The sequence below is a fragment of the Serratia sp. H1w genome (genome assembly GCF_000633355.1).
In the GTDB taxonomy this organism is placed as follows: domain Bacteria; phylum Pseudomonadota; class Gammaproteobacteria; order Enterobacterales; family Enterobacteriaceae; genus Chania.
In genome coordinates this window covers 43,184-68,787 of record NZ_AYMQ01000082.1, presented here as the reverse complement: position 1 = coordinate 68,787, position 25,604 = coordinate 43,184, and the positions used below count along the sequence as shown (strand labels likewise).

24 protein-coding genes and 1 pseudogene are annotated in these 25,604 nt (G+C 54.7%); 15 read left to right on the top strand and 10 right to left on the bottom strand.

The features are described from left to right. Positions 1-20 precede the first annotated feature (20 nt). A pseudogene (locus U869_RS0119415) lies at positions 21-902 on the top strand (glycerol dehydrogenase); the annotation flags it as partial. A gap of 69 nt (positions 903-971) precedes the next feature. On the opposite strand, the gene U869_RS0119410 reads toward U869_RS0119415, so the two are convergent. Continuing rightward, positions 972-2,330 carry a polysaccharide lyase family 1 protein gene (locus tag U869_RS0119410; RefSeq protein ID WP_025120990.1) on the bottom strand — a complete coding sequence of 453 codons (1,359 nt, stop codon included), beginning with the start codon at positions 2,328-2,330 and terminating at the stop codon, positions 972-974. Positions 2,331-2,651: 321 nt separating this feature from the next. Here U869_RS0119410 and U869_RS0119405 point away from each other — a divergent pair, with 321 nt between their 5' ends. Both U869_RS0119405 and trpS read left to right on the top strand, forming a co-directional pair. Further along, positions 2,652-3,179, top strand: coding sequence for a cysteine hydrolase family protein (locus U869_RS0119405; protein ID WP_025120989.1), 528 nt, complete (start codon positions 2,652-2,654; stop codon positions 3,177-3,179). Positions 3,180-3,384: 205 nt separating this feature from the next. Further along, positions 3,385-4,392 carry a tryptophan--tRNA ligase gene (gene trpS, locus U869_RS0119400; RefSeq protein WP_025120988.1) on the top strand — a complete coding sequence of 336 codons (1,008 nt, stop codon included), beginning with the start codon at positions 3,385-3,387 and terminating at the stop codon, positions 4,390-4,392. Positions 4,393-4,463: 71 nt separating this feature from the next. Here trpS and U869_RS0119395 read toward each other — a convergent pair whose 3' ends face one another. Further along, positions 4,464-5,822, bottom strand: coding sequence for an MFS transporter (locus tag U869_RS0119395; protein ID WP_025120987.1), 1,359 nt, complete (start codon positions 5,820-5,822; stop codon positions 4,464-4,466). Positions 5,823-6,037: 215 nt separating this feature from the next. Further along, positions 6,038-6,943, bottom strand: coding sequence for a GntR family transcriptional regulator (locus U869_RS0119385; protein ID WP_025120986.1), 906 nt, complete (start codon positions 6,941-6,943; stop codon positions 6,038-6,040). 149 nt (positions 6,944-7,092) lie between these two features. Here U869_RS0119385 and U869_RS0119380 point away from each other — a divergent pair, with 149 nt between their 5' ends. The 8 genes from U869_RS0119380 to U869_RS0119345 all read left to right on the top strand — a co-directional run bounded on the left by U869_RS0119380 (position 7,093) and on the right by U869_RS0119345 (position 15,287). Continuing rightward, entirely contained in the window at positions 7,093-8,118 is a 1,026-nt protein-coding gene (locus tag U869_RS0119380; protein ID WP_025120985.1) for a zinc-binding alcohol dehydrogenase family protein, read from the top strand. Between the two features lie 71 nt (positions 8,119-8,189). Then, the gene (locus tag U869_RS0119375) at positions 8,190-9,647 is read left to right on the top strand and encodes a tagaturonate reductase (RefSeq protein ID WP_025120984.1); all 1,458 of its coding nucleotides are present in this window, start codon (positions 8,190-8,192) and stop codon (positions 9,645-9,647) included. Between the two features lie 124 nt (positions 9,648-9,771). Further along, positions 9,772-10,605: a phosphonate ABC transporter ATP-binding protein gene (gene phnC / locus U869_RS0119370; RefSeq protein WP_025120983.1), complete on the top strand. Its 834-nt coding sequence runs from the start codon at positions 9,772-9,774 to the stop codon at positions 10,603-10,605. A 43-nt stretch (positions 10,606-10,648) separates the two neighbouring features. Further along, positions 10,649-11,581 carry a phosphonate ABC transporter substrate-binding protein gene (gene phnD, locus U869_RS0119365; RefSeq protein WP_025120982.1) on the top strand — a complete coding sequence of 311 codons (933 nt, stop codon included), beginning with the start codon at positions 10,649-10,651 and terminating at the stop codon, positions 11,579-11,581. 135 nt (positions 11,582-11,716) lie between these two features. Continuing rightward, on the top strand, positions 11,717-12,580 hold the full coding sequence (gene phnE / locus U869_RS0119360; RefSeq protein ID WP_025120981.1) for a phosphonate ABC transporter, permease protein PhnE: 864 nt from the start codon (positions 11,717-11,719) through the stop codon (positions 12,578-12,580). Then, the gene (phnE, locus tag U869_RS0119355; protein ID WP_025120980.1) at positions 12,580-13,467 is read left to right on the top strand and encodes a phosphonate ABC transporter, permease protein PhnE; all 888 of its coding nucleotides are present in this window, start codon (positions 12,580-12,582) and stop codon (positions 13,465-13,467) included. Before phnE (U869_RS0119360) ends, phnE (U869_RS0119355) begins: the two co-directional genes overlap by 1 nt. A gap of 130 nt (positions 13,468-13,597) precedes the next feature. Next, positions 13,598-14,062, top strand: coding sequence for a DUF1456 family protein (locus tag U869_RS0119350; RefSeq protein ID WP_025120979.1), 465 nt, complete (start codon positions 13,598-13,600; stop codon positions 14,060-14,062). Positions 14,063-14,348: 286 nt separating this feature from the next. Further along, entirely contained in the window at positions 14,349-15,287 is a 939-nt protein-coding gene (locus U869_RS0119345) for a cation diffusion facilitator family transporter (RefSeq protein ID WP_025120978.1), read from the top strand. Here the strand turns inward: U869_RS0119345 and U869_RS0119340 are convergent. Further along, positions 15,282-15,794, bottom strand: a complete 513-nt coding sequence (locus U869_RS0119340; protein ID WP_025120977.1) for a GNAT family N-acetyltransferase — start codon at positions 15,792-15,794, stop codon at positions 15,282-15,284. The two genes, U869_RS0119345 and U869_RS0119340, sit on opposite strands and share 6 nt — an antisense overlap. Before the next feature lie 16 nt (positions 15,795-15,810). Then, on the bottom strand, positions 15,811-16,656 hold the full coding sequence (sseA, locus tag U869_RS0119335) for a 3-mercaptopyruvate sulfurtransferase (protein ID WP_025120976.1): 846 nt from the start codon (positions 16,654-16,656) through the stop codon (positions 15,811-15,813). Between the two features lie 94 nt (positions 16,657-16,750). Here sseA and U869_RS0119330 point away from each other — a divergent pair, with 94 nt between their 5' ends. Continuing rightward, positions 16,751-17,173, top strand: coding sequence for an NUDIX hydrolase (locus U869_RS0119330; protein ID WP_025120975.1), 423 nt, complete (start codon positions 16,751-16,753; stop codon positions 17,171-17,173). On the opposite strand, the gene U869_RS0119325 is transcribed toward U869_RS0119330, so the two are convergent. Next, the gene (locus U869_RS0119325; RefSeq protein WP_025120974.1) at positions 17,162-17,656 is read right to left on the bottom strand and encodes a DUF523 domain-containing protein; all 495 of its coding nucleotides are present in this window, start codon (positions 17,654-17,656) and stop codon (positions 17,162-17,164) included. The genes U869_RS0119330 and U869_RS0119325 overlap by 12 nt on opposite strands. A gap of 254 nt (positions 17,657-17,910) precedes the next feature. Here U869_RS0119325 and U869_RS0119320 point away from each other — a divergent pair, with 254 nt between their 5' ends. Next, positions 17,911-19,041: a Gfo/Idh/MocA family protein gene (locus U869_RS0119320; RefSeq protein WP_025120973.1), complete on the top strand. Its 1,131-nt coding sequence runs from the start codon at positions 17,911-17,913 to the stop codon at positions 19,039-19,041. A gap of 42 nt (positions 19,042-19,083) precedes the next feature. Here the strand turns inward: U869_RS0119320 and U869_RS0119315 are convergent, their stop codons facing one another. The 3 genes from U869_RS0119315 to U869_RS0119305 form a co-directional block, all read right to left on the bottom strand. Further along, positions 19,084-20,955, bottom strand: a complete 1,872-nt coding sequence (locus tag U869_RS0119315) for an amidohydrolase (RefSeq protein WP_025120972.1) — start codon at positions 20,953-20,955, stop codon at positions 19,084-19,086. 11 nt (positions 20,956-20,966) lie between these two features. Further along, positions 20,967-21,512: an antibiotic biosynthesis monooxygenase gene (locus tag U869_RS0119310; protein WP_025120971.1), complete on the bottom strand. Its 546-nt coding sequence runs from the start codon at positions 21,510-21,512 to the stop codon at positions 20,967-20,969. 71 nt (positions 21,513-21,583) lie between these two features. After that, complete coding sequence (locus U869_RS0119305; RefSeq protein ID WP_025120970.1) at positions 21,584-22,228, bottom strand: hydrolase; 645 nt, start codon at positions 22,226-22,228, stop codon at positions 21,584-21,586. 139 nt (positions 22,229-22,367) lie between these two features. Between U869_RS0119305 and U869_RS0119300 the strand changes: the two genes are divergently transcribed. Next, positions 22,368-23,270, top strand: coding sequence for a LysR family transcriptional regulator (locus tag U869_RS0119300; RefSeq protein WP_025120969.1), 903 nt, complete (start codon positions 22,368-22,370; stop codon positions 23,268-23,270). A 50-nt stretch (positions 23,271-23,320) separates the two neighbouring features. On the opposite strand, the gene dctP is transcribed toward U869_RS0119300, so the two are convergent. After that, the gene (dctP, locus tag U869_RS0119295; RefSeq protein ID WP_025120968.1) at positions 23,321-24,370 is read right to left on the bottom strand and encodes a TRAP transporter substrate-binding protein DctP; all 1,050 of its coding nucleotides are present in this window, start codon (positions 24,368-24,370) and stop codon (positions 23,321-23,323) included. A 175-nt stretch (positions 24,371-24,545) separates the two neighbouring features. On the opposite strand from dctP, the gene U869_RS0119290 reads away from it, so the two are divergent. Continuing rightward, positions 24,546-25,577 (top strand): fatty acid desaturase, encoded by a 1,032-nt coding sequence (locus U869_RS0119290; RefSeq protein WP_025120967.1) that lies wholly within the window; start codon positions 24,546-24,548, stop codon positions 25,575-25,577. Positions 25,578-25,604: the final 27 nt, after the last annotated feature.

Here is a 25,604-nt window from a genome sequence, read left to right as displayed (position 1 = left end):
ACTAATTGGAGGCAGCACCAGAGATTGGTCGTATTTCTGCCTTGGCTGAAACCTATCGGGCTGAGGTTATCGTTGGCATTGGCGGCGGTAAAACATTAGATACCGCGAAGGCTACCGGTGCGGCGATGAAGAAGCCCATTGCCATTGTACCTACGTTAGCTTCTACGGATGCCCCGTGCAGTTCATTAGTAGTTATTTATACCCCGGAAGGTCAGTTTAAGCGTTATCTGATGATCCCGCGTAATCCAGATCTGGTATTGGTCGATTCTCAGGTTATCGCCGAAGCGCCAGTGCGTTTTCTGGTATCAGGAATAGGAGACGCACTGGCTACCTGGTTTGAGGCGGAAGATTGCCGAATCAAGGGGGCGGGTAATATGACTTCGCGCCCAGGGCCGATGTCTGCTTTTGGCTTGGCAAGGTTATGCTACGGCACATTGCTGAAATATGGCGTGCTGGCCAAAAAAGCCTGCGAAAATAATCAGGTGACGCCTGCGCTTGAGCATGTGATTGAGGCTAATACCCTGCTTTCAGGTTTAGGCTTTGAGAGTGGTGGCCTGGCTGCGGCGCATGCGATCCATAACGGTTTGACCGTGCTACCGCAGACTCGTGGCTACTGGCATGGTGAAAAGGTCGCGTTCGGTACTCTTGCCATGTTGATGCTGACCGATCGGGAGCCTGAAGTTATTGCTACGGTGTACCGTTTTTGTGAAGAAGTAGGATTGCCGACAACGCTAGCCCAGATCGGTTTGGCGGAGGTGACTGACGAGGAGTTGCTGCAGGTAGCTGAAGCCAGTTGCCAGCCCGGTGAGACCATGCACAACGAACCGTATTCGATTACCCCGCAGGGGCTGGTGGCGGCATTGCGTACCGCTGATGCGTTTGGACAACGCAAGCCGGTCTGATCTCTGGATGGGTAAAGAGGTCGTCGAGTTGAAACGCTGGCAGGTTGTGGATACCTGCCAGCAGCCTAATCAGGGCAGGGTACTGTCGATGATGCCGGCACCCGCCTGACGGGTAACGATAGCTTGAACTTCGTTTACCTCATCAACATGCAGCCGCAGAGTAGGAACCCAGCCGACGTTATCCGTGAGCTGATCTGCCGCGGAAACCGAGGCGTTATAAACTGCCAGTAAATCGGTTGGCGTCCCGTTAACCAGATTATCGCTGGTGAAAATATGTTGGCCAACATAGCGTTTGATGACCTTGCTGGCCGGGATACCGCTGGCCAGATCAATGGCATTTTTTTCCGCATAGATAGCCGATTCAAACCCCACTCCCCACAAGCTGGTAAAGTCTTGCGCTGCCAGGATCTCGGAGTAGTTGTTGTAGACGTCTACCTGGCCAAAGCGCACGCGTGGTGCTCGCTGGCCCGGATTTCGCCAGTGGTTGTGGTGCATGGTCACCTTCAGTTTGCCGCGATCGTCGATGCGCGAGTCGGAAGAACCGATCAGGTTCACTTTGTCGTGGTCGTCAAAGATATTGTAGGACGCCGTAACATAGTTGCTGCCATGGGTGATGTCCAGCAGGCCATCGTGCACCTGGAATAATCGGCCATAAACCTTCGGCAGGGACTGACGCGGATGTTCCCCATCATCAAGAGTGACGTGATCGATCCAGGCATGCTCGGTGGTCATGATCGAAAGGTTATCGTACAGGCTATTCCAGTTACCGGCACTACCGTCGGTAGGATCCCATTCAGGGAAACAATCGTAGGCGTCAGAGATCCGTAGGTTACGCACGATCACGTTCGAGACTTCCTTGACCAGCAGATGAGCACCGATAATATGCGCATCTTTTCCTACGCCAATCAGGCTGACGTTAGAGCCGAAACGCTGTTGTATCTGCTGGCTTTGCAGTTTGGTTGCTGCCACTCGCGCATCCTCCAATGGCCCGGCTGGCGTTACCATCCCCCAGGGACCTTCAGGATTAAAATGCTCGATAAACTCGGCCATGCTGAAAGCCCGATCCGTGCCGGAAACGATGACTTGGCTGGCCAGCGCTTCGCAGGTATGCACGCCTTCGCCCTCATTCTTTGCCATGGCATCGATCGTGCCTTTGACATAGATAATACGTGGTGTGGTTTCTCGCTGAGCATTGGTACCGCCGAGTGCAGTGCGGAGTTCCTGCCAGGTGCTTACTTCAAACACATGGCTACTGTCGGCCGCGCTGCCGCCGGTCACCCCTGGGCCATAGGAGCCCCAGCCATCGCCTTTAGCCAATATCTCCCGACCCAGGTCGTTGGCCGTTGCTGGCGTGGAATAGGTAAAACCGACGCCGAGCGCCAGTGCCATGCTGCAAGCCGCCCGTTGCAGAGTAAAGTATTGATGCATAATGACTCCTGTCATAAATAATTTTAACGTATCTTCAGCATGCTGCCGTCTCCATCCTGCTGAAACACACTGCATCAACTCCTGTCTCAACGAAAGAAACCAACTTATGCTGAATGTGAACCTTGTGAGTGGGACATCACCTTACCTTGCTATCGGTAAGATTAATTAACTATAGAATGCTATTTCTTTTTTATAAAAACAATGTTTCATTATGTGTTTTGGCGCAAGTTTTGGTGCAATATTTTTATCTTTTGCAGGTGCCTAATAGCCGAGGTTTGGCTTAATATCAAAGGCGATGAGTTCCCCCACATGGAGTTTGCTATGAAGTCAGCGTTGTTAGTCATTGATGTGCAGCAAGGGCTGTTTACTCCCCCGCCAGCAGAGGCCGAAGAAGTCCTTCTGCGGATTAACCAACTGAGCGAACGTGCCCGGCAGGCGGGTACCCCGGTGATTTTCATCCAGCATCAAACAGCGCATGAGGAACTGGCTCACGGCAGCGAAGCTTGGCAGATCCACCCGAAGTTGCAGGTGAAAGCAGGGGATCACCGGGTTGACAAAACTACGCCGGATTCATTCTTACGCACCAATTTGGGCAAGCTGCTGATTGCGGAAGGGATCACACAGTTGGTCATTTGTGGCTATTCCACGGAATATTGTGTTGATACCACCACCCGCCGGGCTGCGGGTTTGGGTTACCCGGTAGTGCTGGCGGCGGACGCTCATACCTGCCACGACAAATCGCATGCCAGCGGGCTGCAAATCCGCGCTCACCACAATGCCACCCTGTCGAGTATCCAAAGTTTTGGCGTGAAGATCCGTGCAGTACCGACCACAGAAGTCAGTTTCTGAGGCAGGACGACATCCTTGACGTGCTTGCGAGTGGAGAGTAACGTAGCCGCATGAATATCTTCCCGCAGTTCACATCTTGTTTTAGCTGGTGGCGCCTTTTCTAAAGGCGGCACGGGTATTCATCCCTCATTTTTAATGCCGCCGGTTTTGGCGGCATTTTTATATGCGTTGATCCGGCGGTCTGTTTACTTCCAGGAGCAAGGCTATGAGTTACACCATTCTGACGGGCGATCGTGCCACCGGTTCACTGCATTTAGGCCATTATGTCGGTTCACTGCGCCAGCGCGTTGAGCTACAGCATCATCATCAGCAAACGGTGATGGTGGCCGACCTGCAAGGGCTGACCGATAACGGCAGCAACCCGCAAAAAATCAGTGCCAACGTGCTCAACGTGGTAGCCGATTATCTGGCGGTGGGGATCGATCCTGCCAAGACCACGCTGTGCCTGCAATCGGCACTCCCGGCGCTGGCGGAACTGACGATGTATTACCTCAATCTGGTCACCGTCGCACGTCTGGAGCGTAACCCCACGGTGAAAAGCGAAATTATCGAGAAAGATTTTTCACGCAGCCTGCCCGCTGGCTTCCTGATTTACCCGGTCAGCCAGGCGGCGGATATCACCGCCTTTGGGGCCACGCATGTGCCGGTCGGGGAAGATCAGTTGCCGATGCTGGAGCAAACCAACGAGATTGTCCGGCGCTTTAACCGTATCGTCGATCGCGAGGTGTTGGTGGAGTGCCAGCCGTTGTTGAGCAGCGTGGGTCGGTTACCCGGGCTGGACGGTCAGGGCAAGATGTCTAAATCACGCGGCAACACCATCATGCTGGGCGCCAGTGCCGATGAGGTGCATAAGGCGGTGATGAGCATGTTTACCGATCCCAACCATCTGAACGTCAGCGACCCCGGCCAGGTGGAAGGCAACATGGTGTTCACCTATCTGGATGCGTTCTGTGAGGATACGGCGCTGGTGGCGCAGTTGAAGGATCAGTATCGCCAGGGTGGGTTAGGGGACGTGAAGATTAAACGACTGTTGGAGGACTGCCTACAAACCCTGCTGGAGCCTATCCGCACCCGGCGAGCCGAGTACAGCGCCGATAAGGGCGAACTGATGCGCATCCTGCAACAGGGCAGTCAGCGGGCCAACCTGATCACCCAAGGCACTCTGGCACAGGTTAAATCCGCGTTGGGCCTGGACTTTTTTGCTCTGGATTAATTGGCTTCGCTACCAACCCACGACTCCGTACTGGCTCCCTCTCCCTGCGGGAGAGGGTTGGGGTGAGGGCCTCAGGCTACGCTGTCGGTGATGGGGTGTTTGACGATAAACACATAAGACAGTGCACCGACCAAGGTGACGCAGGAACAGATGGTCAGCGCCAGGCTGAATGAGTTGGTGGTATCAAGGATCCAACCGGTGATCACTGGGGCAAAGGAAGCGAACACAAAGCTGGCAAAGTTTTGAATACTGCCCACCGAGGCGGTCATACGGGAAGTGACCGCCACGTGGATCAGCCCCCAGCAGGAGGTGCCGGCAAAGTGGATGCAGAACAGTGCCATACTGATTAACGCTACTGCGCTGGAGGTGGTAGTGGCCTGAGCCACGACGGAGGTAAAACCGGCGGACAGCAGCATCCCGGCGACGATACAGATTTTACGGCTTTTGAGCGGAGCCATGCCCCGGCGTACCAGGAAATCGGTGACAAAGCCGTTTGACAGCATACCCGCAGCACCGAACAGGAACGGGATTGCAGCCAGCATACCGGTACTTTTCAAATCCAGATGGTAGGTGGTTTGCAGGTAGCCCGGTAGCCAGGCCAGATACAGCCAGGCGGTATAGTTGATGCCGCTAAAGCCGATCATCATCCCCCACATGGTGCGGTTCTTGAACAGCGAACGCCACTCCTTGAAGTTCATAGGCTCGCGGCGTGCGCTGACGCTACCGGCGTTGAGATAGCTTTGTTCCTGCTCGTTCAGGTCAATATCTTCACGGTTGCGATACAGCATGTACCAGCCGATGGACAAGGCAATGCCCAATAAACCAATAGTAATAAACATCCCGCGCCAGCCAAGCAACAGCATCATGGCGGTGAGGATCGGTGGGCTGATGGCCAGGCCGATAGTGGAGGCCGAGTTGAAGATCCCCATCGGCATGCCGCGATCTTTAATGTTGAACCAGTCATTGATCACCTTCACGCCGCATGGGTTCATGGGCGCTTCGCCGATCCCCAGGCCGATACGCACCCAGATAAATTGGCTGAAGTTGTGGATCATGCCGGACATGGTCTGGAACGCAGACCAGACAAACATCCCCAAACCGAGCATGATGCGCGGTCCTTTGCGATCCAGCAGCGGCCCGCAGGGTAATTGGGCAATGCCATAGGCCAGAGAAAATGCGGAAAGCAACAGACCGATCTCGGTACCGCTCAAGCCCATTTCTTCTCGAATGGTAGAGTTGGCGACGGACAGCGAACTGCGATCGAGAAAATTAATTACGGCAGCAAAAAATAACAGGATCATTGCCGTAGTCTGGATTTTTTTAATTCTCGCGGAACGCTCAACTATTCCGCCTGCGGGAATAGGATTAATGCTATCAGAGTAACGCTCTGCCGGTTTATTTCCATTGCTCACGGTGGTTATTTTTTCCATTACTCGCCTCTATAATTCCGTATTAATAATATTTTTTCTGCCGGGGATGGCCCTGGAGAGGTGTTAACAACGGTATTAATTCGCCTGTCGACAGTGAGCCTAGGCGGCGAAAATGAGTGATGGTGTCTTTTTTAACCGGTTCCGTGCGGCGGTTAAGATTTTGCTGTTTTTAATCGGTTTTAAATCCCATGTGGGTGGGTTTTTATCAATAAAAATCAGCTGACAGCTTGGTTGATCGAGCGGATCATTGACTGCTTGGCGGTCTCCAGATGGCGGTGCAGTTCGCGGGCTGCCTCCTGATCGCTACGGCAGATCAAGGCGCTCAAAATGGCCATATGTTCTTCAATGGCAATAATATTTCTTTGCTTCAGGTCGGTTTCATCCCACTGATAGTGGAAGTGAAAAATCACCGAAATGATTTCCAGCGACTGGTTGAAAAACGGGTTGTTGGCGGCTGACAGGATCAGGGTATGGAAGTCGCGATCCAACTGGGAGAACAGCCGATAATTGTCGCTGATGGTGTCTCGCAGCTGGCGATGGCGGTTCAGCAGCTCCTTGGCCTGCAGCCAGCGGCCATCCTGTGCGGGCAGATTGATAAAGCGAGACAGGGCGTGTGTTTCCAGCATTTGGCGCAGTTCAAACAGTTGCTCGGCATAGCTCTGATCGAACTTTTTCATGCTCCATTGGCCGCGGCGCACGTTGTCGATGAGATCAAAGCGGCTAAAGCGCAGCAGGAACTCGCGCACCACTACCGGGCTGACGTTAACCGTGCGTGAGAGCTGTAGTTCGGTGAAGGAATCCCCCGCGCGTAGCTGTTTTTGGTTAATCATCTGGTAGAAGGCTTTCTCAAACAGTTTCGCCTGCTCATCCAGCGAGTGGCTCATACAATCGAAACCGTCTTCCGCCAGCGGCATGCGCAGGATCACGTAATCATCATTGACCTTCTCCAGCACCCCACGTTGATGCAAATGCGTTAGCGTGTGGCGTACCGTGGTGCGGCTGATGTTATACATTTCTGCCAGCCCTGCCTGGGAAGGCAGAGGTGAACGGATATGGCCCTTGATGATGCCGTCGATCATCTGATTGATCACATTCTGCCGGAGGTTCTGCGTTCTGCTCATTGGAGTTCTCAATGGGAGGAAATGTTTTTTAAGCATTTAAAACCCATTTAAACCGGTTTAATTTGTGCTGACTCACAAATTCTTCTCGTCAGCCCAATAGCGGACTCCTTTTTGCCGGATAACAGCTCCACATCACAGGAGGAAAAATCATGGCCACAATGAATACGCTAGTTTGTCTGGAACCGACCCGGCTGGTTTACCAACAAAGGCCGGTACCCCAACCCGCGCCGGATGAAGCGGTGCTGAAAATACTGACGGTTGGCATATGCGGAACCGATATCCATGCCTGGTCCGGTCAACAGCCGTTCTTCAGTTACCCACGAGTGCTGGGGCATGAAATATGTGGTCAGATTGTCAGTGTCGGTGATCAGGTCAGTGAGTTGCGCGTCGGGCAGCGTGTAGCGGTGATCCCTTATGTCTCCTGTCATCATTGTGGAGCCTGCACCAGTGGCAGACCCAATTGCTGCGAGAACATCTCGGTTATCGGCGTGCATCAAGACGGCGGTTTTAGTGAATTTTTGAGCGTGCCGGTGAGCAACCTGCTGGCGGTGGATGATGTGGACTCTCAAGCGGCTGCACTGATTGAGCCGTTCTCTATCAGTGCCCACGCGGTACGTCGTGCGGCTATCGGGCAGGGCGATCATCTGTTGGTGGTGGGGGCCGGGCCGATTGGCCTGGGAGTTGCGGCAATTGCCAAGGCGGATGGGGCAACGGTGATCGTGGCTGATACCAGCGCAGAGCGCCGTGCGCATGTGGAAAACATACTTGGGCTGACTACTCTGGATCCCTCGGATGCGGGCTTTGAAGCGGCCTTAAGGGCGCAATTCTCTGGCATGTTGGCGGCAAAAATCATCGATGCCACCGGTAATCCGCATGCGATGAATAATAGCGTCAACCTGATCCGCCATGGCGGCAGTATCACGTTTGTTGGTCTGTTCAAAGGTGACCTGCAGTTCTCCGATCCGGAATTCCATAAAAAGGAAACCACCATGATGGGGAGCCGTAATGCGACGAAAGAAGACTTTATCAAGGTTGGGCAATTAATGGCTGCCGGAAAAATCACTGCCGAGATGATGCTTTCCCATCAATTTGAGTTTTCCTCGTTGGCAGAAAAATATGAAGCGGAAGTGATTAATAATAAACAGCTGATTAAAGGCGTTATTCATTTTAACTAAATTGATGCTTCCCCCAGGCTTGGCAAATGGTATTTTTCTGCCCAGGGGGGCAGCGGATGCAAGGAGCAATAATGAAACAATTAAACCGTAGTGAGTTTCCTGGCGCGCAATATCCCGATCGCATTATCCAGTTCGGTGAAGGCAACTTCCTGCGCGCCTTTGTCGACTGGCAAATCGACCTGCTAAACCAGCATACCGGGCTAAACGCTGGTGTGGTGGTGGTGCGTCCTATCGACAGCGAGCAGCCGCCTTCACTCAACACCCAGGATGGTCTGTACACCACCATTATTCGCGGGCTGAACGAGCAGGGCGAAGCGGTTTGCGAGCCGCGGCTGATCCGTTCGGTCAACCGTGAAATCAGCGTGTACCAGCAGTACGACAGCTATCTGGCGTTGGCCCGGGATCCGGCGATCCGTTTCGTATTTTCCAACACTACCGAGGCGGGGATCTGCTATTTAGCGGACGATAAGTTCACCGATGCTCCGGCGGCCAGCTTCCCGGCCAAGCTGACGCGGCTGTTGTTCGAACGTTTCAGTCATTTTGACGGTGCCGCAGACAAGGGTTGGGTGTTGCTGCCGTGTGAGCTGATCGACTACAACGGTGAAGCGCTGAAAGAGTACGTGCTGCGTTATGCGCAGCAGTGGCAGTTACCGCAGGCGTTCACCGATTGGCTGAACAATTGCAACACCTTCTGCTCAACGCTGGTCGATCGTATTGTTACTGGTTACCCGCGAGATGAAGTTGACCAATGGCAGCAGCAGTTGGGGTACCGTGATAGCTTCCTTGACACGGCGGAACATTTCTATCTGTTCGTGATCCAGGGCCCGCAATGGCTGGCGCAAGAGCTGCATCTGGATCAGCTGGATCTGAACGTGCATATCGTCGATGACATCAAGCCATACAAAGAGCGCAAGGTGGCGATCCTCAACGGAGCGCATACGGCGCTGGTGCCGGTGGCGTTCCTGGCTGGTTTGAATACTGTGGGCGAAGCGATGAGCGACGAACAGATCGGCGGATTTGTGGCACGCACCATTGCCGAAGAGATTATGCCGGTGCTAGATCTGCCACAGGAAGAGTTACGGCCGTTTGCCGAAGCGGTACAGAACCGTTTCCGTAACCCGTTTATTCAGCATCAGCTGTTGTCGATTGCGCTCAATGGCATGACCAAATTCCGCACGCGTATTTTGCCGCAGTTGCTGGCTGGCCAGCAGAAACATGGGGTGCTGCCAAAACGGCTGACGTTTGCCTTGGCGGCGTTGCTGGCCTTCTATCGTGGGGAACGGCAGGCGGGCAGCTATGCTTTGCAAGATGATGCCCATTGGCTGACGAGGTTCTCAACCTTGTGGACGGGAGTGGCACATCATGATGTGACGCTTGCTGCCCTGGTAGAAAACGTGCTGGCCGATGAGGCGCATTGGGGGCTTAATCTCAATTCCGTTCCTGGCCTGACGGCTGCCGTGACGACAGATCTGCAAGCCATTCTTGACCAAGGGATGCGTGCTGCCTTGCTTGATCTGGATAATGATTAATCCTGCCCACCACGGGAAATGGCGTTGAGCGTCATTTCCCGGCCATAAAACCATCATCTGCGTGTCATACAGTTATTCGTTAATAGGTGCCCATAAGATTAGCCACTGAAATCAGAGAAATCATATGGCACAGGCACTGTTAAAACTGGCACCGGCCGACTACCCGGGGCAGCAACCCATCCCGTTACGCAAGGTATTATCGGTAAAGGGGTTGGGTAAGGCCTATCAGGCCCAGCAACGCGTCCTCGATGACATCAATTTCGATCTGCACGCCGGGGAATTTGTGGCGGTGATCGGCCGCTCCGGGGCTGGCAAATCCACCCTGCTGCATACGCTGAACGGCACCATTCCTTCCAGCTGTGGCGAGATGCTGCATTTTGAAGACGACGGCGTAGCGCAGGATATCGCGCAGCTTTCGGCCCGTCAGATGCGCCAGTGGCGTGCCCGCTGCGGCATGATCTTTCAGGACTTTTGCCTGGTACCGCGCTTGGATGTGATCACCAACGTGCTGCTTGGCCGCCTCAGCCACACCTCTACGCTAAAATCCTTCTTCAAAGTGTTCGACGATGCCGATCGTGCGCGGGCCATTGAGCTGCTGCAATGGCTGAATATGCTGCCGCATGCGCTGCAACGTGCCGAGAATCTGTCCGGCGGCCAGATGCAGCGCGTTGCCATCTGCCGTGCGCTGATGCAAAACCCCAAAATTCTGCTGGCCGATGAGCCGGTCGCGTCACTCGACCCGAAAAACACCCGCCGCATTATGGATGCGCTACAGAAAGTCAGCGAGGACGATATCGCTGTGATGGTGAACCTGCACTCGGTCGAGCTGGTGAGGGAATACTGTACTCGGGTGATTGGCATTGCCCAGGGGAAAATCATTTTTGACGGCCACCCGTCACTGCTTAACGAACGTATTTTGCAGCAACTGTATGGCGAAGAAGCCAATCAGATCCATTAATCACCTGAACGTCACCTTTACCTTTACACACAGGGCATTCGCAATGAAAAAAGTATTCACACTGACCACCATGATGGCCGGCGTAATGATGGTATTTAATGCAGGTGCAGCGGACGCGCCGAAAGAATTGAACCTGGGGATCCTGGGGGGGCAAAACGCCACCCAGCAAATTGGCGATAACCAGTGTGTGAAAGATTTTCTGGATAAAGAACTGAACGTAGACACCAAGCTGCGCAACTCTTCCGACTACTCTGGCGTGATCCAGGGCCTGCTGGGGGGCAAAATCGATCTGGTGCTGAGCATGTCGCCTTCGTCATTTGCCTCCGTCTATATCAAGGATCCGAAGGCGGTCGATCTGGTGGGGATCGCGGTTGATGATACCGATCAGTCACGCGGTTATCACTCGGTGGTAGTGGTGAAAGCCGACAGTCCTTACAAAAAGCTGGAAGATCTGAAGGGAAAGTCCTTCGGCTTTGCCGACCCGGATTCAACCTCCGGCTTCCTGGTGCCAAACCAGGTGTTCAAGCAGCAGTTTGGCGGTACGCCGGACAACAAATACAACAACTTCTTCTCCAGCGTCACCTTCTCCGGTGGCCATGAGCAGGACGTCCTCGGCGTGTTGAACGGCCAGTTTGAAGGGGCGGTGACCTGGGCCTCGATGATTGGTGATTACAACACCGGTTATACCAGCGGTGCCTTTAACCGCATGATCCGTATGGATCACCCGGATTTGATGAAGCAGATCCGCATTATCTGGCAGTCGCCGCTGATCCCGAATGGACCGATCCTGGTGAGCAACTCTCTGCCGGCGGATTTCAAAGCCAAAGTGGTCACCGCCATCAAGAAACTGGATACCGACAACCATCAGTGCTTTATCAAGGCGATGGGTGGCAAACAGCACATTGGCGACGTCAAGCTGGCGGAATACCAGACCATTATCGATATGAAGCGTGAGCTGACCAAGGGCGACCGCTAAGGTTTTCCCCACCGCAGATTCGATGCTGCGGTCAGATGCAAGGGATAACCAGTGGCACGTTCAGTCCCCTCTCCCTGTGGGAGAGGGTTAGGGTGAGGGGACAACTCTTTCGCCACAACCTATTGGAACGCGATTTTGAATACAGACTTCGCACATTACTACCAACAGATCCGCAGCAAACAGAAGCGTGAAACCCTACTCTGGTCGCTCGGGCTGGTGGTGCTCTACCTTGGCGCAGGCAATATCGCCGAGTTCAATCTGCATACCGTCTGGGTATCGATCCCCCATTTCTTTGACTATCTGGCAGAAACCATCCCGGTACTGCACTGGCCGCTGCTGTTCGCCGACGGCCATACCGAAGGTTCCTTTGCTTATTGGGGCTACCGGTTGCATATCCAATTACCGCTGATTTGGGAAACATTACAGCTGGCCTTGGCGGCGACCATTCTTTCCGTACTGGTGGCGGGCGGGCTAGCTTTCCTCGCGGCCAATAACACCCACAGCCCAGCGACGTTGCGTTTTGCTATCCGCACGCTGGTGGCGTTCTTGCGCACCATGCCGGAACTGGCTTGGGCGGTGATGTTTGTGATGGCGTTTGGCATCGGTGCCATCCCCGGATTTATGGCGCTGGCGCTGCACACCATCGGCAGCCTGACCAAACTGTTCTACGAATCGATTGAAACCGCATCTAACAAACCGGTGCGCGGGCTGGCCGCCTGTGGGGCTACGCCGTTGCAGCGTATGCGCTTCGGCCTGTGGCCACAGGTGAAGCCGATCTTCCTGTCCTACAGCTTTATGCGGCTGGAAATCAACTTCCGTCAGTCGACCATTCTCGGCCTGGTGGGGGCAGGGGGAATTGGTCAGGAACTGATGACCAATATCAAACTCGACCGCTACGATCAGGTCAGCATGACGCTGCTGCTGATTATCGTGGTGGTGTCGCTGCTGGACTATGCCTCCGGTGAATTACGTAAACGCGTTGTCGAGGGGAAAGCCTGATGTCCGTTCAACCGATATCGAACACCAACCTGCAACTGCTCAAGCAGCAGAACCCGGAAATCTTCGCCAGGCAAGGGCGCTATCTGCGGACGCTGGGCATTATTGCCGTGGCGATTGTGTTGTACTACGTGTTCTTCTTCCTGGTGTTTGGCATTTCCTGGCCGCAATTCGCCAATGGTTGCCAGCAGATTAGCCGCTACTTTTTGCGCATGTTTGTTTGGCACGATTTTGCCAACTGGCCGTTTGGTTACTATTTCCAACAGATCTTTATCACCTTGGCGATCGTGTTTGCCGGCACCATCACCGCATCGCTAATCGCCTTGCCGCTGTCGTTTTTTGCCGCGCGCAACGTGATGTCATCACCTGTTCTGCGGCCGGTGGCGACGCTGGTACGCCGCCTGCTGGATATTCTGCGGGGGATTGATATGGCCATCTGGGGCCTGATTTTCGTGCGCGCCGTGGGCATGGGGCCGCTGGCCGGCGTGTTGGCGATCGTGATGCAGGATATCGGTCTGCTTGGTAAACTGTATGCCGAAGGCCACGAAGCGGTGGATAAATCCCCAAGTCGTGGATTAACGGCGGTGGGCGCTAACGGGTTACAAAAACACCGTTACGGCATTTTTACCCAATCTTTCCCGACTTTCCTGGCGTTGAGCCTGTACCAGATTGAGTCCAACACCCGTTCTGCTGCGGTGCTCGGTTTTGTTGGCGCAGGGGGTATCGGCCTGGTCTATGCCGAGAACATGCGTCTGTGGAACTGGGACGTAGTGATGTTTATCACCCTGATCCTGGTAGTGATCGTGATGCTGATGGACAAGATCTCGGCGATCCTGCGTAATAAATATATCGTCGGTGAAGAAATTCCGCTTTACCCGAAAAATCATTAACCTCTGCGGGCAAACCCAGGTTTGCCCGTGGAAATTCCATTGAGAAACCCCCGCCGGATCCCTATACTGCCGCCATGCAAGGTGTGCAGCGCTGCACGCCTCTCCTGATTGACAAGCTAAAGGCAATTCCATGATTAACAATGATGTGCTGCGCAGCGTGCGCTACATGCTGGCTATTAACGACGCGAAGATGGTTGAGATCGTCAAGCTGGACGGTTTTGACGTCGATGTCGCAGCCATGGGGACCTACATGATCAAGGAAGGCGAACCGGGTTTTGAAAACTGCCCGGATGAAGTGATGGCGCATTTCCTCAATGGTCTGGTGTTCTTCAAGCGTGGTAAAGACGATAAATTCCCGGCGCCGGAAGTTGAGTTGCCGATCACCAACAATCTGGTGCTGAAAAAGCTGCGTGTGGCGTTTGAACTGAAAGACGTCGACCTGCATCAAATCTTTACCGCCGTGGAGTTCCGTATCTCCAAGCCTGAGCTGAGCGCCCTGTTCCGCAAGCAAGGCACCAAAAACTTCCGCCCATGCGGCGATCAGATGCTGCGCTACTTCCTGAAAGGGCTGACCCAGCGTATTCGCGGCGCATAATCCTGCCCCTCACCCTAACCCTCTCCCAAAGGGAGAGGGGACCGAACGTGCTACAAATTGTCCCCCCGCACCTGACCTCGACTCCGAACTAGCCCCCTCTCCCCAAGCAAGTGCTGAAGGTGTTTCCAATCGGTGCCTTGGGAGAGGGCTGGGGTGAGGGGAAGTTGCTAGCCTTAATTGACAACCTCTTGCTTTCCTTGAAAGTTCTTTTTTTGTACGTGCCGAGTTTGTGGATCATACTTGATCACATTACACGTCTGAACTTTCTGACTGAATTAAGGGACTTATGGCGACCGCATCCACCACGCCGCCACCGGCGCTGAACAGCACGGCAATAGAACAAAAAATCCTGCGCAGGTCGATCTTCTGCACGCTGTTTATCGCCAGTGCCGGGATCGTGTTTGGCATTATCTGCGGTTCCATGTCGATCGTGTTTGACGGCATGTTCTCGGCGTTGGATGCAGGCATGTGTTCCTTATCCCTGCTGGTGTCCCGCCTGCTGGGGCAACCCCATAGCCGCCGTTTCCAGTATGGTTTCTGGCATGTTGAACCGTTGGTGCTGGCTTTTAACGGCAGTTTATTGGCGTTGTTGTGCCTGTACGCGTTTGTGAATGCCGTCAAAGGTATTGCCGACGGTGGTCGCGAGCTCGAGTTGGGTTGGGCAATTGTCTATGCCGTTACCGTCAGCATTTTCTGCTTTACCCTCTACGTTAAGCAAAGCCGGCTGAATAAGCAGGTCAAGTCGGAACTGATCGCGCTGGATAACAAAAGCTGGCTGATGTCGGCCTGCATCAGTTCGGCACTATTGGTGGCCTTTATTCTTTCCTGGTTGATGGAGGGAACTCGCTACGAATATCTCAACGTGTATGCCGACCCCTTTGCGCTGGCACTGTTGACGCTGGTCTTGATCCCGGTGCCCATCAAAACGGTAAAATCTGCCATTCAGGAGGTGTTGCAGATGACGCCCGACAGCCTGGATGCCAAGGTGGAAGCGATTATGGCGCAGTTGACGTTGGAATATGGCTTCCTGGACTATTCCAATTACGCCACCCGCGTTGGCCGTGGGCTGTTTATCGAGATCCACATCGTGATCCCGCCGAGCATGGAAAACAGCGGCGTGCACAAGCTGGATAAAATCCGCGACCAGATAGCCGACGCCATTGGTGAAGATAGCCCGCACCGCTGGCTGACTATCTCCTTTACCCATAATGCCAAATGGCTATAGGTTTTTGGCCATTACCCACATCTCAACGGATTGGCTGACGCTGGTATAGCTGTCCTCGCCGACGATCGCCAGACCTTGGCGCTGATAAAAGCGTTGCGCGGCAAGGTTGCTTTTCAGCACGTCCAGCCACAGCAGCGTTTGCCGCTGTTCAATGGCTTGCCGCTGCACTTCGGCATAGAGTTGTTCACCATAGCCACGTCCGGCAAACCCCGGCAGGAAATAGATCTTCTGTAGCTCGGCACCGGTGGTGGCGGTTGCCGCCAGCAGGCTGTCGAGATTGAGCTTGGCAAAGCCTATTGGCGTGTCACCCTCATAGGCTAACAGCCAGCAAGTTTGGCTGCTTTGCAGTGATCCGCCCAACGCTTCTGCGGAAAAATCCTTGGCCAGAAATGCCTGCAACTCTTGTGGGTTTTGCCAAAGCTCAGCAAAGTGAGCGACGTAGCTGGCAATACCAATTTCCCGCACGGTGGCTAAATCAGCGGGCAACGCTTGACGGATCGTGAACACGATAACCTCTCTGTGATTAATCCTGAGCGATCGGCTGGTTGCCGCTCAGTGCTCCCCATTCGCTCCAGGCACCGTCATAAAGCTTCACCTGGCTGGCACCCAGCGATTGCAGGCCAAAGGCCAGTACGGCTGCCGTGACGCCAGAGCCGCAGCTGACGATGGTGGGGGCGTCGATATCGACCCCTTTATCTGCGAAGGTTTTTTTCAGCGCGTCGAGTGATTTGAAACGGCCATTTTCCAGCAGATCGCCGTAGGGGATATTGATGCTGCCCGGAATATGGCCACGATGCAGGCCAGGGCGTGGTTCAGGCGCTTGGGCATGGAAGCGGGGCGCGGCGCGGGCATCCAGGATCTGTAACTTGTCGTTCATCGCCTGCTCAACCTGCTGCATATTCACCACGGCTTCAGGATTAAACTGTGCGTGGAAGGTGGTAGCAACGGGCTGAGCAGGACCGGTTGCTAATGCGTTACCGCGTGCGGTCCAGCCCTGCAACCCTTCATCGAGCACGTAAACGTTTTGCGCACCGAAATTACGGAACGTCCACCAGCCGCGTGGGGCAGAGAACTGATTGCCTTCGTCGTAGAACACGATGGTCTGCCGATCATTGATGCCCAGCTTACCTACTGCGGCGGCAAAAGCTTCCGCCGTGGGTAGCATATGCGGCAGCGTGGTATTTTTATCTGCAACATCGTCAATATCAAAATACACCGCGCCTGGAATATGACCGGCCGCAAATTCGGCCAACATGTCTTTCTTTGGCACCAGGCCTACCGGTGACATGCGTACGTCAACCAGCGCCAGATTTTCATCGTTGATATGTTGTTCAAGCCATTGTGCGGTCACTAAAAAGGGAGAGTTCATCGCTATTGTTCGCCTGTGATGACAAAGAAGGTTTTCACTATACCTCAACGATATTGCATATTGGTATGCTGCGGTTTGAAAGGGAGCGGGGCAGATGATTGAGCAAGACTTTGGCGGGGCGAAAATTGCGTTGCTGTATCACGGGCAGGTGCTGGTCTACCTGCGTGATGACAATCCGAAGATACCCTGGCCCGGCTGCTGGGACTTGCCCGGCGGTGGGCGTGAAGGTAGGGAAACGCCGGTAGAATGTGTACAACGGGAAACCGAGGAGGAGTTCGGTATTCTGTTACCCGCTTCGCAAATTGTCTGGCAGCAGCGTTTTGCCGGGATTGAGCCGGGTCTGCCGCCTACCTGGTTTATGGTAGGGGAGATTACTCTCGCGCAGATCGCAGCTATCCGCTTCGGCAACGAAGGGCAGCGTTGGCAAATGATGCCTGCGGATGAGTTTATCCTGCACCCGCAAGGCATTGCCCATTTGCGCCAGCGGTTAGCCGATCGTCTGGGCTTACTCAACTAACTGAACACGTTCGATCAGCGCTGCGATCTGATGCTCGGAAAACACCTCAATGCCGTGTTGGCGCAGTAGCTCGGCGGTAACACCGCTGCCGGGCTGGGTCTGGCCGTTGAATGAACCGTCGTAAATCGTCTGACTACCGCACGAAGGGCTGCGATCGCTAAGCAGGGCAAAACGGCAGCCATGCAGGCGAGCGGTATCCAGCGCCAGATGGGCACCCAGTAAATAAGCATCGGTAACATCCTCCCCCAGCGCGTCGATCACTCTGGCCTGATTAGCTATGACCTCTGCTCCATTGGCTGCGGCCGCAATCTCTGCCGGTGGGCGCGGCGTGGAGAAACCGGCGGCCAGCTCAGGGCAGCAAACGATCAGCCGTCCCTCTGCTTGCCATCGCTGTAAGGTGGTATCGATAACGGTTTTGCTGGAGGCGTTGTAGCGCACGTTGAAACCGGCCAGGCAGGCACTGATCAAGATTTTCGGTGGCATGATGTGTCTTCTGTTGAGGGGGCGAAAGTGTGGCACCAAGGCAACACGCTCGGCTTTATCATAGCAGCGTCGTTTTGCTGAATGCTAGCCGTACCCTCCCACTATTTTGCCAACCCCTTGCTGTTTATCTGCCGCGTTTTATGAGGGCAGTCACGGATCTGGGGCAAAGTTGACGAACGGCTGGTTTTTGAAATTAAAATTTCATATAAGATTAAATTGAATTTTAATTTCCATTAACGGTTCGGGAGAACAGGATGAAACAGGTACGCGTCGGATTGATCGGGACGGGCTATATTGGCCGCTGTCATGCCATCACCTATGCTCAGGCTGGCACGGTATTCCCGCTGAAAGGGGAACTGGTGTTGGAGATGCTGGCGGAAGTCACGCCCGAGCTGGCAGCTCAGCGGGCGGCAGAGTTTGGCTTCTCGCGCTCAACTGCCAACTGGCGTGAGTTGGTGGCCGACCCCGCTATTAATGTCGTCGATATCTGTGCCCCAAACTTCCTGCATAAAGAGATGGCCCTGGCGGCGATTGCGCACGGTAAGCATGTTTATTCCGAAAAGCCGCTGGCATTGGATGCACAAGACGCGGCCGAGATGGTGCAGGCCGCGCGCGCCAAAGGGGTCAAAACGCTGGTCGGGTTCAACTATATGAAAAACCCGACCAGCCAGCTGGCGCGGGAAATCATCGCCAACGGTGAAATTGGTGATGTGGTGCATTTCTACGGCACCCACAATGAAGATTATCTGGCCGATCCCCGTACGCCGATAGATTGGCACTGCCGCAAAGCCACCGCCGGGTTGGGCGCATTGGGCGATCTGGCTGCGCATATCGTCAATATGGCGCATTATCTGGTGGGGGATATCGTCGCGGTGTCGGGCGACATGCAGACCCTGATCAAACAGCGTCCCGATGCCAATAACCCGGCCAAGATGTGTGAAGTCGAAAACGAAGATCAGGCCAGTGCGCTGCTGCGTTTTGCCAACGGTGCGATGGGCACGATCGAAACCTCGCGCATTGCCTGCGGGCGCAAAATGGGCCTGACCTATGTGGTAACCGGCACCAAGGGCACGCTGAGCTTTACTCAGGAACGTATGGCCGAACTGAAGCTGTATCGCCATGACGAACCGGCAGAGCGCCAGGGTTTCAAAACCATCATGGTTGGGCCGAAGCACCCGGATTACGCTGCGTTCTGTGTCAGCGCCGGGCATGGGATCGGTTTTAACGATCAGAAAACGGTGGAGATCCGCGATTTGGTCAACGGCATTGCGGCGGATGATCGGTTGTGGCCAGATTTTGAGGAAGGCTGGAAGGTGTCCTGCGTGCTGGATGCGATTGCCGCCTCTGCCGAGCAACGCCGCTGGCTGGATATCAACCGCGACTGACTGGGCGTAAAAGTTGGCCCTGCAAGCAGGGCCAACTGTCGATTAAAACGCGAAACAGGAGCAGCCGAACGCGCCCCAGAAGGCATTGTCGTCACCAATAGTAATGCTGGAGCGACGGGCAATATCATGCTGGTGAGCATGAACGCCACAAGGGCCACAACATTGGTGCGCCTGGCTTGATACGCCCACTCTGCTGGTGGCAACGGGCGGTGCCGAGCGGTAATGTCCTGGAACATTAACCACCGGCGACCATTCCGGCAGCACCGGCAACGGCGGCGGTGAGAGCGGCGAGAAACTGCCCGCGGCATAGACCACTTTGCCATCTACCACGGTCATTACCGACTCAATCCCCTTGATCTGCTCTTCCGGCACGCTGAAATAATCCTCTGACAGCACGGCCATATCCGCCAGTTGGCCTACCTTGATCTGGCCTTTTTTCCCCTGTTCGGTGGAGAACCAGGCGCTGCCCTGCGTCCAGAGCATCAATGCTGTTTCAGGATCCAAACGTGCATGGTCGTCATACATCGCCATACCGCCAACCGTACGGCCAGAAACCAGCCAGTATAGCGCCGTCCACGGGTTATAACTGGCGACGCGGGTGGCATCGGTGCCTAAGCCAACCGGCAGCTCGGCCGCCAGCATTTTAGCCACCGGAGGCGTCTGCTTGGTGGCCTCCAGGCCATAGCGTTCGGCAAAATATTCGCCTTGAAACGCCATCCGGTGCTGCACGGCAATGCCGCCACCGAGGGCTTTTACCCGTTCGATATTGCGCTCGGAGATGGTTTCCGCATGGTCAAAGATCCAATGCAGCCCGGCAAACGGGATCTCGCGGTTAACTTTTTCAAACACGTTCAGCATACGGCCGATCGATTCGTCGTAGGTCGCATGCAGGCGGAACGGCCAGCGGTGTTCTACCAGATGGCGAACCACGCGTTCCAGTTCGTCCTCGGTACCTGCTGGCAAGTCCGGACGAGGTTGCAGGAAGTCTTCGAAGTCGGCCGCCGAGAACACCAGCATTTCACCTGCGCCGTTGTGGCGGTAAAAATCTGTCCCTTGGCCGGGTTTAAGCATATCCGTCCACAGTTGGAAGTCTTCCAACTCCTGTTTTGGCCGTTGGGTAAACAGGTTATAAGCGATACGCAAAGTCAGCTGTTGCTTGTCGTGCAGCTCCGCGATGACCTGATAATCCTCTGGATAGTTCTGGAAACCGCCGCCTGCGTCAATCGCGCTGGTCAGGCCCAGACGGTTCAGCTCGCGCATAAACTGGCGGGTTGAGTTGACCTGCTGTGCCAGCGGCAGTTTTGGCCCCTTGGCCAGCGTGGCGTAGAGGATCATGGCATTGGGTTTGGCGATCAGCATCCCGGTTGGGTTGCCGTTGCTGTCGCGCTGGATTTCGCCCCCCGGTGGGTTTGGCGTGTCTTTGGTGTAGCCGACCACTTTTAGCGCCGCGCGGTTAAGCAGGGCGCGATCGTACAGGTGCAGAATAAATACTGGCGTATCTGGGGCGGCGGCGTTGATTTCATCCAACGTTGGCATGCGGCGTTCGGCGAATTGGAACTCTGTCCAGCCACCGACCACTCTGACCCATTGTGGGCTAGGCGTACGCAAAGCCTGTTCCTTGAGCATTCGCAGGGCATCGGCCAGTGACGGCACGCCTTCCCAGCGTAATTCCAGGTTGTAGTTTAATCCGCCCCGGATCAGGTGGAGGTGCGAGTCATTCAGACCGGGTACCGCCGTATGGCCGTGCAGATCGATAACCTGGGTTTCCGGCCCGGCATGTTGCATGACGTCGTTCTCACTGCCGACGGCCAGAAACTTGCCGTCCTTGATCGCCACGGCCTGAGCGGTGGGGATCTCACGATCCACGGTATGGAATTTACCGTTGGTCATGATCAATGAAGCAGTGTGACTCATAGCGTTTTCCTTTAATGGCGTGTGAGCCATTGGTGAAACAGACGGGTGACGAGCGGCATCCACAGGAATACCACCAGGGCGACGACGCTGGCATCATTGAGTAAATGCCCGGTCAGCGTGCCACCAAGCTCTGGCAGCAGCTTGCCCCAAAACCAGGGCACCAGATTGGTCGAAGGGAAAATCACCAGCAGGGTGATTAAAAACTGCTTCCACTTGGCCGGAGGTCGCACGTTGGCGCTGGCTGGGGTGAACCAGAACTCGGCACCGGGGCGGATCTCGATATGATCGCTGCCTTGCAGTAATGGGGTGACTTCCTCAACGTATTTCATACGCTGCGGCGAGTGGATCCAGCGGTACAAATTGTCCAGACTATCAAAACGGACCAGCACCGTATAAGCCTGCTCACTACCCGAGGGGCGAATGACGTTAACGCCCAGATGGCCGTCAAACTGGGCGGCATCAGGCATGATGCGTTTTAACCAGGCCTCATAGGCCGGTTCCTGACCGGGGGTCAGATGGTGAGTGATCACCAGCGTTACGTGTTGCTGATGGGGCATGGAACCGGCTCCTGAAAATCCCGGCGCGGGGCCGGGAAGGGAATGAGGTCAGTTAAGGTGAACCAGTGGTGTTATTTGGCGTTGCGGGCCGGAGCGTGATGCACCAGGGTATAAGCATAATCAACGCCCATACCGTAGGCACCGCTGTGCTCACGCACCAGGTCCATTACTGCGTCGTAGGTTTCCTTGCGTGCCCAGTCGCGCTGGTATTCAAGCAGTACTTGTTGCCAGGTCACTGGAATAGCGCCAGCCTGTACCATGCGATCGATGGAGCGTTCATGAGCATCCACCGAGGTGCCGCCAGAGGTGTCGGTGACGACATAAACCTCATAACCGGCTTCCAGAGCCATCAGCGCCGGGAAAGTCAGGCAGACTTCGGTCCACAGGGCGGAGATCACCAATTTTTTACGGCCGGTGGCTTCTACCGCTTTAACAAACGCGGCATCTTCCCAAGAGTTCATTGAGGTGCGCTCAATCGGCGTGAGTTCAGGATGCACGGCCAGTAGTTCCGGCCAGATATAGCCGCTGAAGCTTTCGCTTTCGACCGAAGTGAAAATAGTGGGGACGTTAAAGATTTTGCCGGCCTTGGCCAGCCCAACCACGTTATTTTTTAACTGTTGGCGATCGATATTCGCCACGCCAAACGCCATTTGAGGTTGATGATCGATAAAGATCAGTGCGGAATTTTTCGGATCAAGCAGTTGAAACTTGGACATAATGTACCTTCAAATAGTATTACCGTGAATAAGACAGATGCGCTGAATCAATGGAATGAATGGTAGGTAGGTGTCGTTTTCAAAGATAGCGTAGAATTTTTACCTTCTTGTTAAGTTTTTTTATCTACGGGAGAAAAGGGTGAGATTAAACCTGGACGCGCTATTGATCCTGGACGCCTTGGATCGTCATGGCTCATTTGCCGCCGCAGCTGCTGCGCTGTTTAAAACGCCTTCCGCCCTGAGCTATATGGTGCAGAAATTGGAGAGCGATCTGGCTGTCACGCTGCTCGACCGATCTGGTCACCGGGCAAAATTCACCGCGACCGGCAAGCTGATGCTGGAAAAGGGGCGGATATTGCTGCGTGCCGCGCAAGACCTGGAGCAACAGGCACGCTATGTGGAAAGTGGCTGGGAGAGCGATCTCACTCTTGCGGTGGATGCATCGTTTCCCTTTGCTCGTCTGCTGCCGCTGATTGAAGAGTTTTACCAGCATCACCATCACACCCGGTTGCGTTTTAGCCACGAGGTGCTGGCTGGCTCCTGGGAGGCGCTGGTCCATGGCTGTGCCGATATTATTATCGGTGCGATCTGCGAGCCGCCTTCGCGCGTGGGTTATGCTTTCAGCCCGTTAGGGCAGTTGGAGTATGTGTTTGCCATTGCCCCAAATCATCCGTTGGCTGCCGAGCCGGAACCGTTGCAGAAAAGCAGCATCCGCCAGCATCGTGCGGTGGTGGTTCATGACACGTCGCGGGTGAGTGCACCGCAAAATCTGCACGTGCTGGATGAACAGGATCAACTGACGGTATTCAGTTTTGAAGCCAAATTGCAGGCGCAAATCGCCGGATTAGGTTGCGGTTATCTGCCGGTTTACCTGGCCGAACCATACCTGAAAACGGGCGAACTGGTGGCGAAAGTCGTAGAAACGGAACGTTACAGCGACACCGCCTATTTTGGTTGGCGAGAAAGTGCGACGGGTTTAGCTGCTGCCTGGTGGCGTGAGCGATTGCAGGCTTATGCCGCTGATAATGGCTCAGGAGAGTAGACGGTAGGGAAGGCTCATGCTGGCCTTCCCGGCTCGACATCAACGGTAGGTTATTGGTTGAAATCGCTCAATATAGCGCTGACTTTTTCCATCACGGAGCCCGCCTCTTTGAGGCCTTTTCCTTCCTGATCTTGCACCCAGGCGGTTTGAACTTGTTGGTAGCGGGTGGCCGTCTTCCATTGCTCCAGCTCCATTGGTTGCAGAGTGCGGATTTTTACACCGTCTTTTTTCAGCTCGGCAACCTGCGCGTCAAAACTGGCGTTCATCACCGTGCCCAAGGTTTTATAGGCGGTGGCGGCAGCGCGTTGAATGGCCTGCTGATCCTGCAGCGCCAGGTTATCCCAGGTGGTTTTGTTCATTGCCAGCAGATAGACGTGCCCCATCCAAAGCTGTTTGGAGAACAACACGTTGGGAGCCACTTTATGAACGCCTAGCTGATAACCCCCGTCCACGTTCACCATCAGCCCATCCAGCGTACCGGCGCGCATCGCCTGGTAGATTTCGTCTCCCCAAGGCATGGAAACCGGCGTTGCTCCGGCATTACGCAAAAAATCCTGGTGCCAGAAACTGGGCGAGCGCCACTTTTGCCCCTTGATCGTTTCCAGACGATCTAGTGGTTTGGTGCTGAAAAACGCCACCGGGTAGCCGGTACTGAACAGCAGATTGACCGAATTTTTTTGTTGCGCCAACTCGGCTGGGAACGCGGGAATTTCTGCATAAACGCGGCGGAAGAAGGCAACCTGCTGGTCTCCGGTCGGGCCGGTGGGAAAACTTTTGAAAATCTGGTGCAAAGGCAGCTTGTTGGGAGAGTATTCGGGCACCACCGTGGCCATATCCGCCCCGCCTGATTTGCCAACTACGCTGAGGGCATCATAGCCGGTAGCGAGTTTGCTATCCCAATGTGCTGCTATCTTCAGCCGCCCCTGGGACTCTTGTTCAATCGCAGGGAAGAAAACCTCCTGGATGAAGCGGGTGCGCATGCCACCTAGGGGTTCATGATCGCTATAAATCAAGGTTTGGGTGGCGGAGACCATGGTGGGGGCGAGTAACGTGGCGAAGGCCATGGCCAACATTGTCCTGACGTGGCGCGTGAGCTGCATAACTTTTCCTTAGCGTTGCATAAGCAAATAGAGTTAATCCCGCGACAGTTTACCCGCTTGTTGATTAAAGTCTGCACAAGCCGCTGATTTTTAACTTTGCTTTGCCACTTTTGTTATTTTGAGCGCCGATCCGCTTCGCAGATACTGAGAAAAATAGCCGCCAGCGAGCCGGAAAATGCCCTCAGCCAAACCCCATAGCCAGTATCTGCACGACGAACAACGTGCCTGGATCCAACAACTTAACCAGCAGTGGTTCTGGCGGCTGGAGCTGCCGACCTGGGGTATCATGTTGCTGGTTTATGGCAGTTGGTTCGGCATCGTGTATTACTGGCAACAGCTTGGCCCGTGGTTGGGCGCACCTTTGTTGACGGTGGCCACCACTTGGTATCTCTCGTTGCAGCATGAGTTGATCCACGGTCATCCCACCCGTTGGCCACGACTCAACCAACTGTTCGGCATGTTGCCCCTGGCGGTGTGGTATCCCTACGGATTGTATCGCGACAGCCATATTAAACATCACCGAGACGATCACCTGACCCAACCTGCCGAAGATCCGGAAAGCTACTATTTCAGTCAGGTGCAGTGGCAACGTTTTCCTGCTTTGCTGCCCCTACTGGCTAAGGTACGTAATACCTTGATTGGCAGGATGATCCTTGGTCCTGCATGGGATATTACCGCCACGCTGTTTGATGCGCTGAAAGCCATTCTGGCCGGTGATTGGCGCACGTTGACCATGTGGTTAGTACACGTTACGCTGTTGTTAGCGCTGCTTGCCTGGCTGCAAACTCAGGGTATTTCTGCCGCATTTTATCTGCTGGCGGTGAGTTACCCGGCGCTGGGATTGACCAAGATCCGTTCATTTTATGAGCATCGTGCGGTGGAAGCTCCGCAGGCACGCTCTATTATTAATGAGGCAGCTTGGCCGTGGCGGCTGCTGTTTCTCAATCTGAACTATCATTTAGTGCATCACGATTTACCCGGTTTACCCTGGTATGGGCTGCGAACAGTCTATCTGGCCGAACGTGAAGCTTACCGACAACGCAGCCAGGGATTTGTGGTACAGGGCTACGGCAACTGGTTTGTTGACCATGCCGTGACGCCGATTACGGTTGAGGTGCACCCGTTTGAACAGGAGAGTGCCGGGGCGCAACGTGAACTGCGATGGACCCATACCGCTCAGGATTTTCCAATCGATCTGGCGAAATAGCCGGAAAGTATCATCAAAGAGGATCAA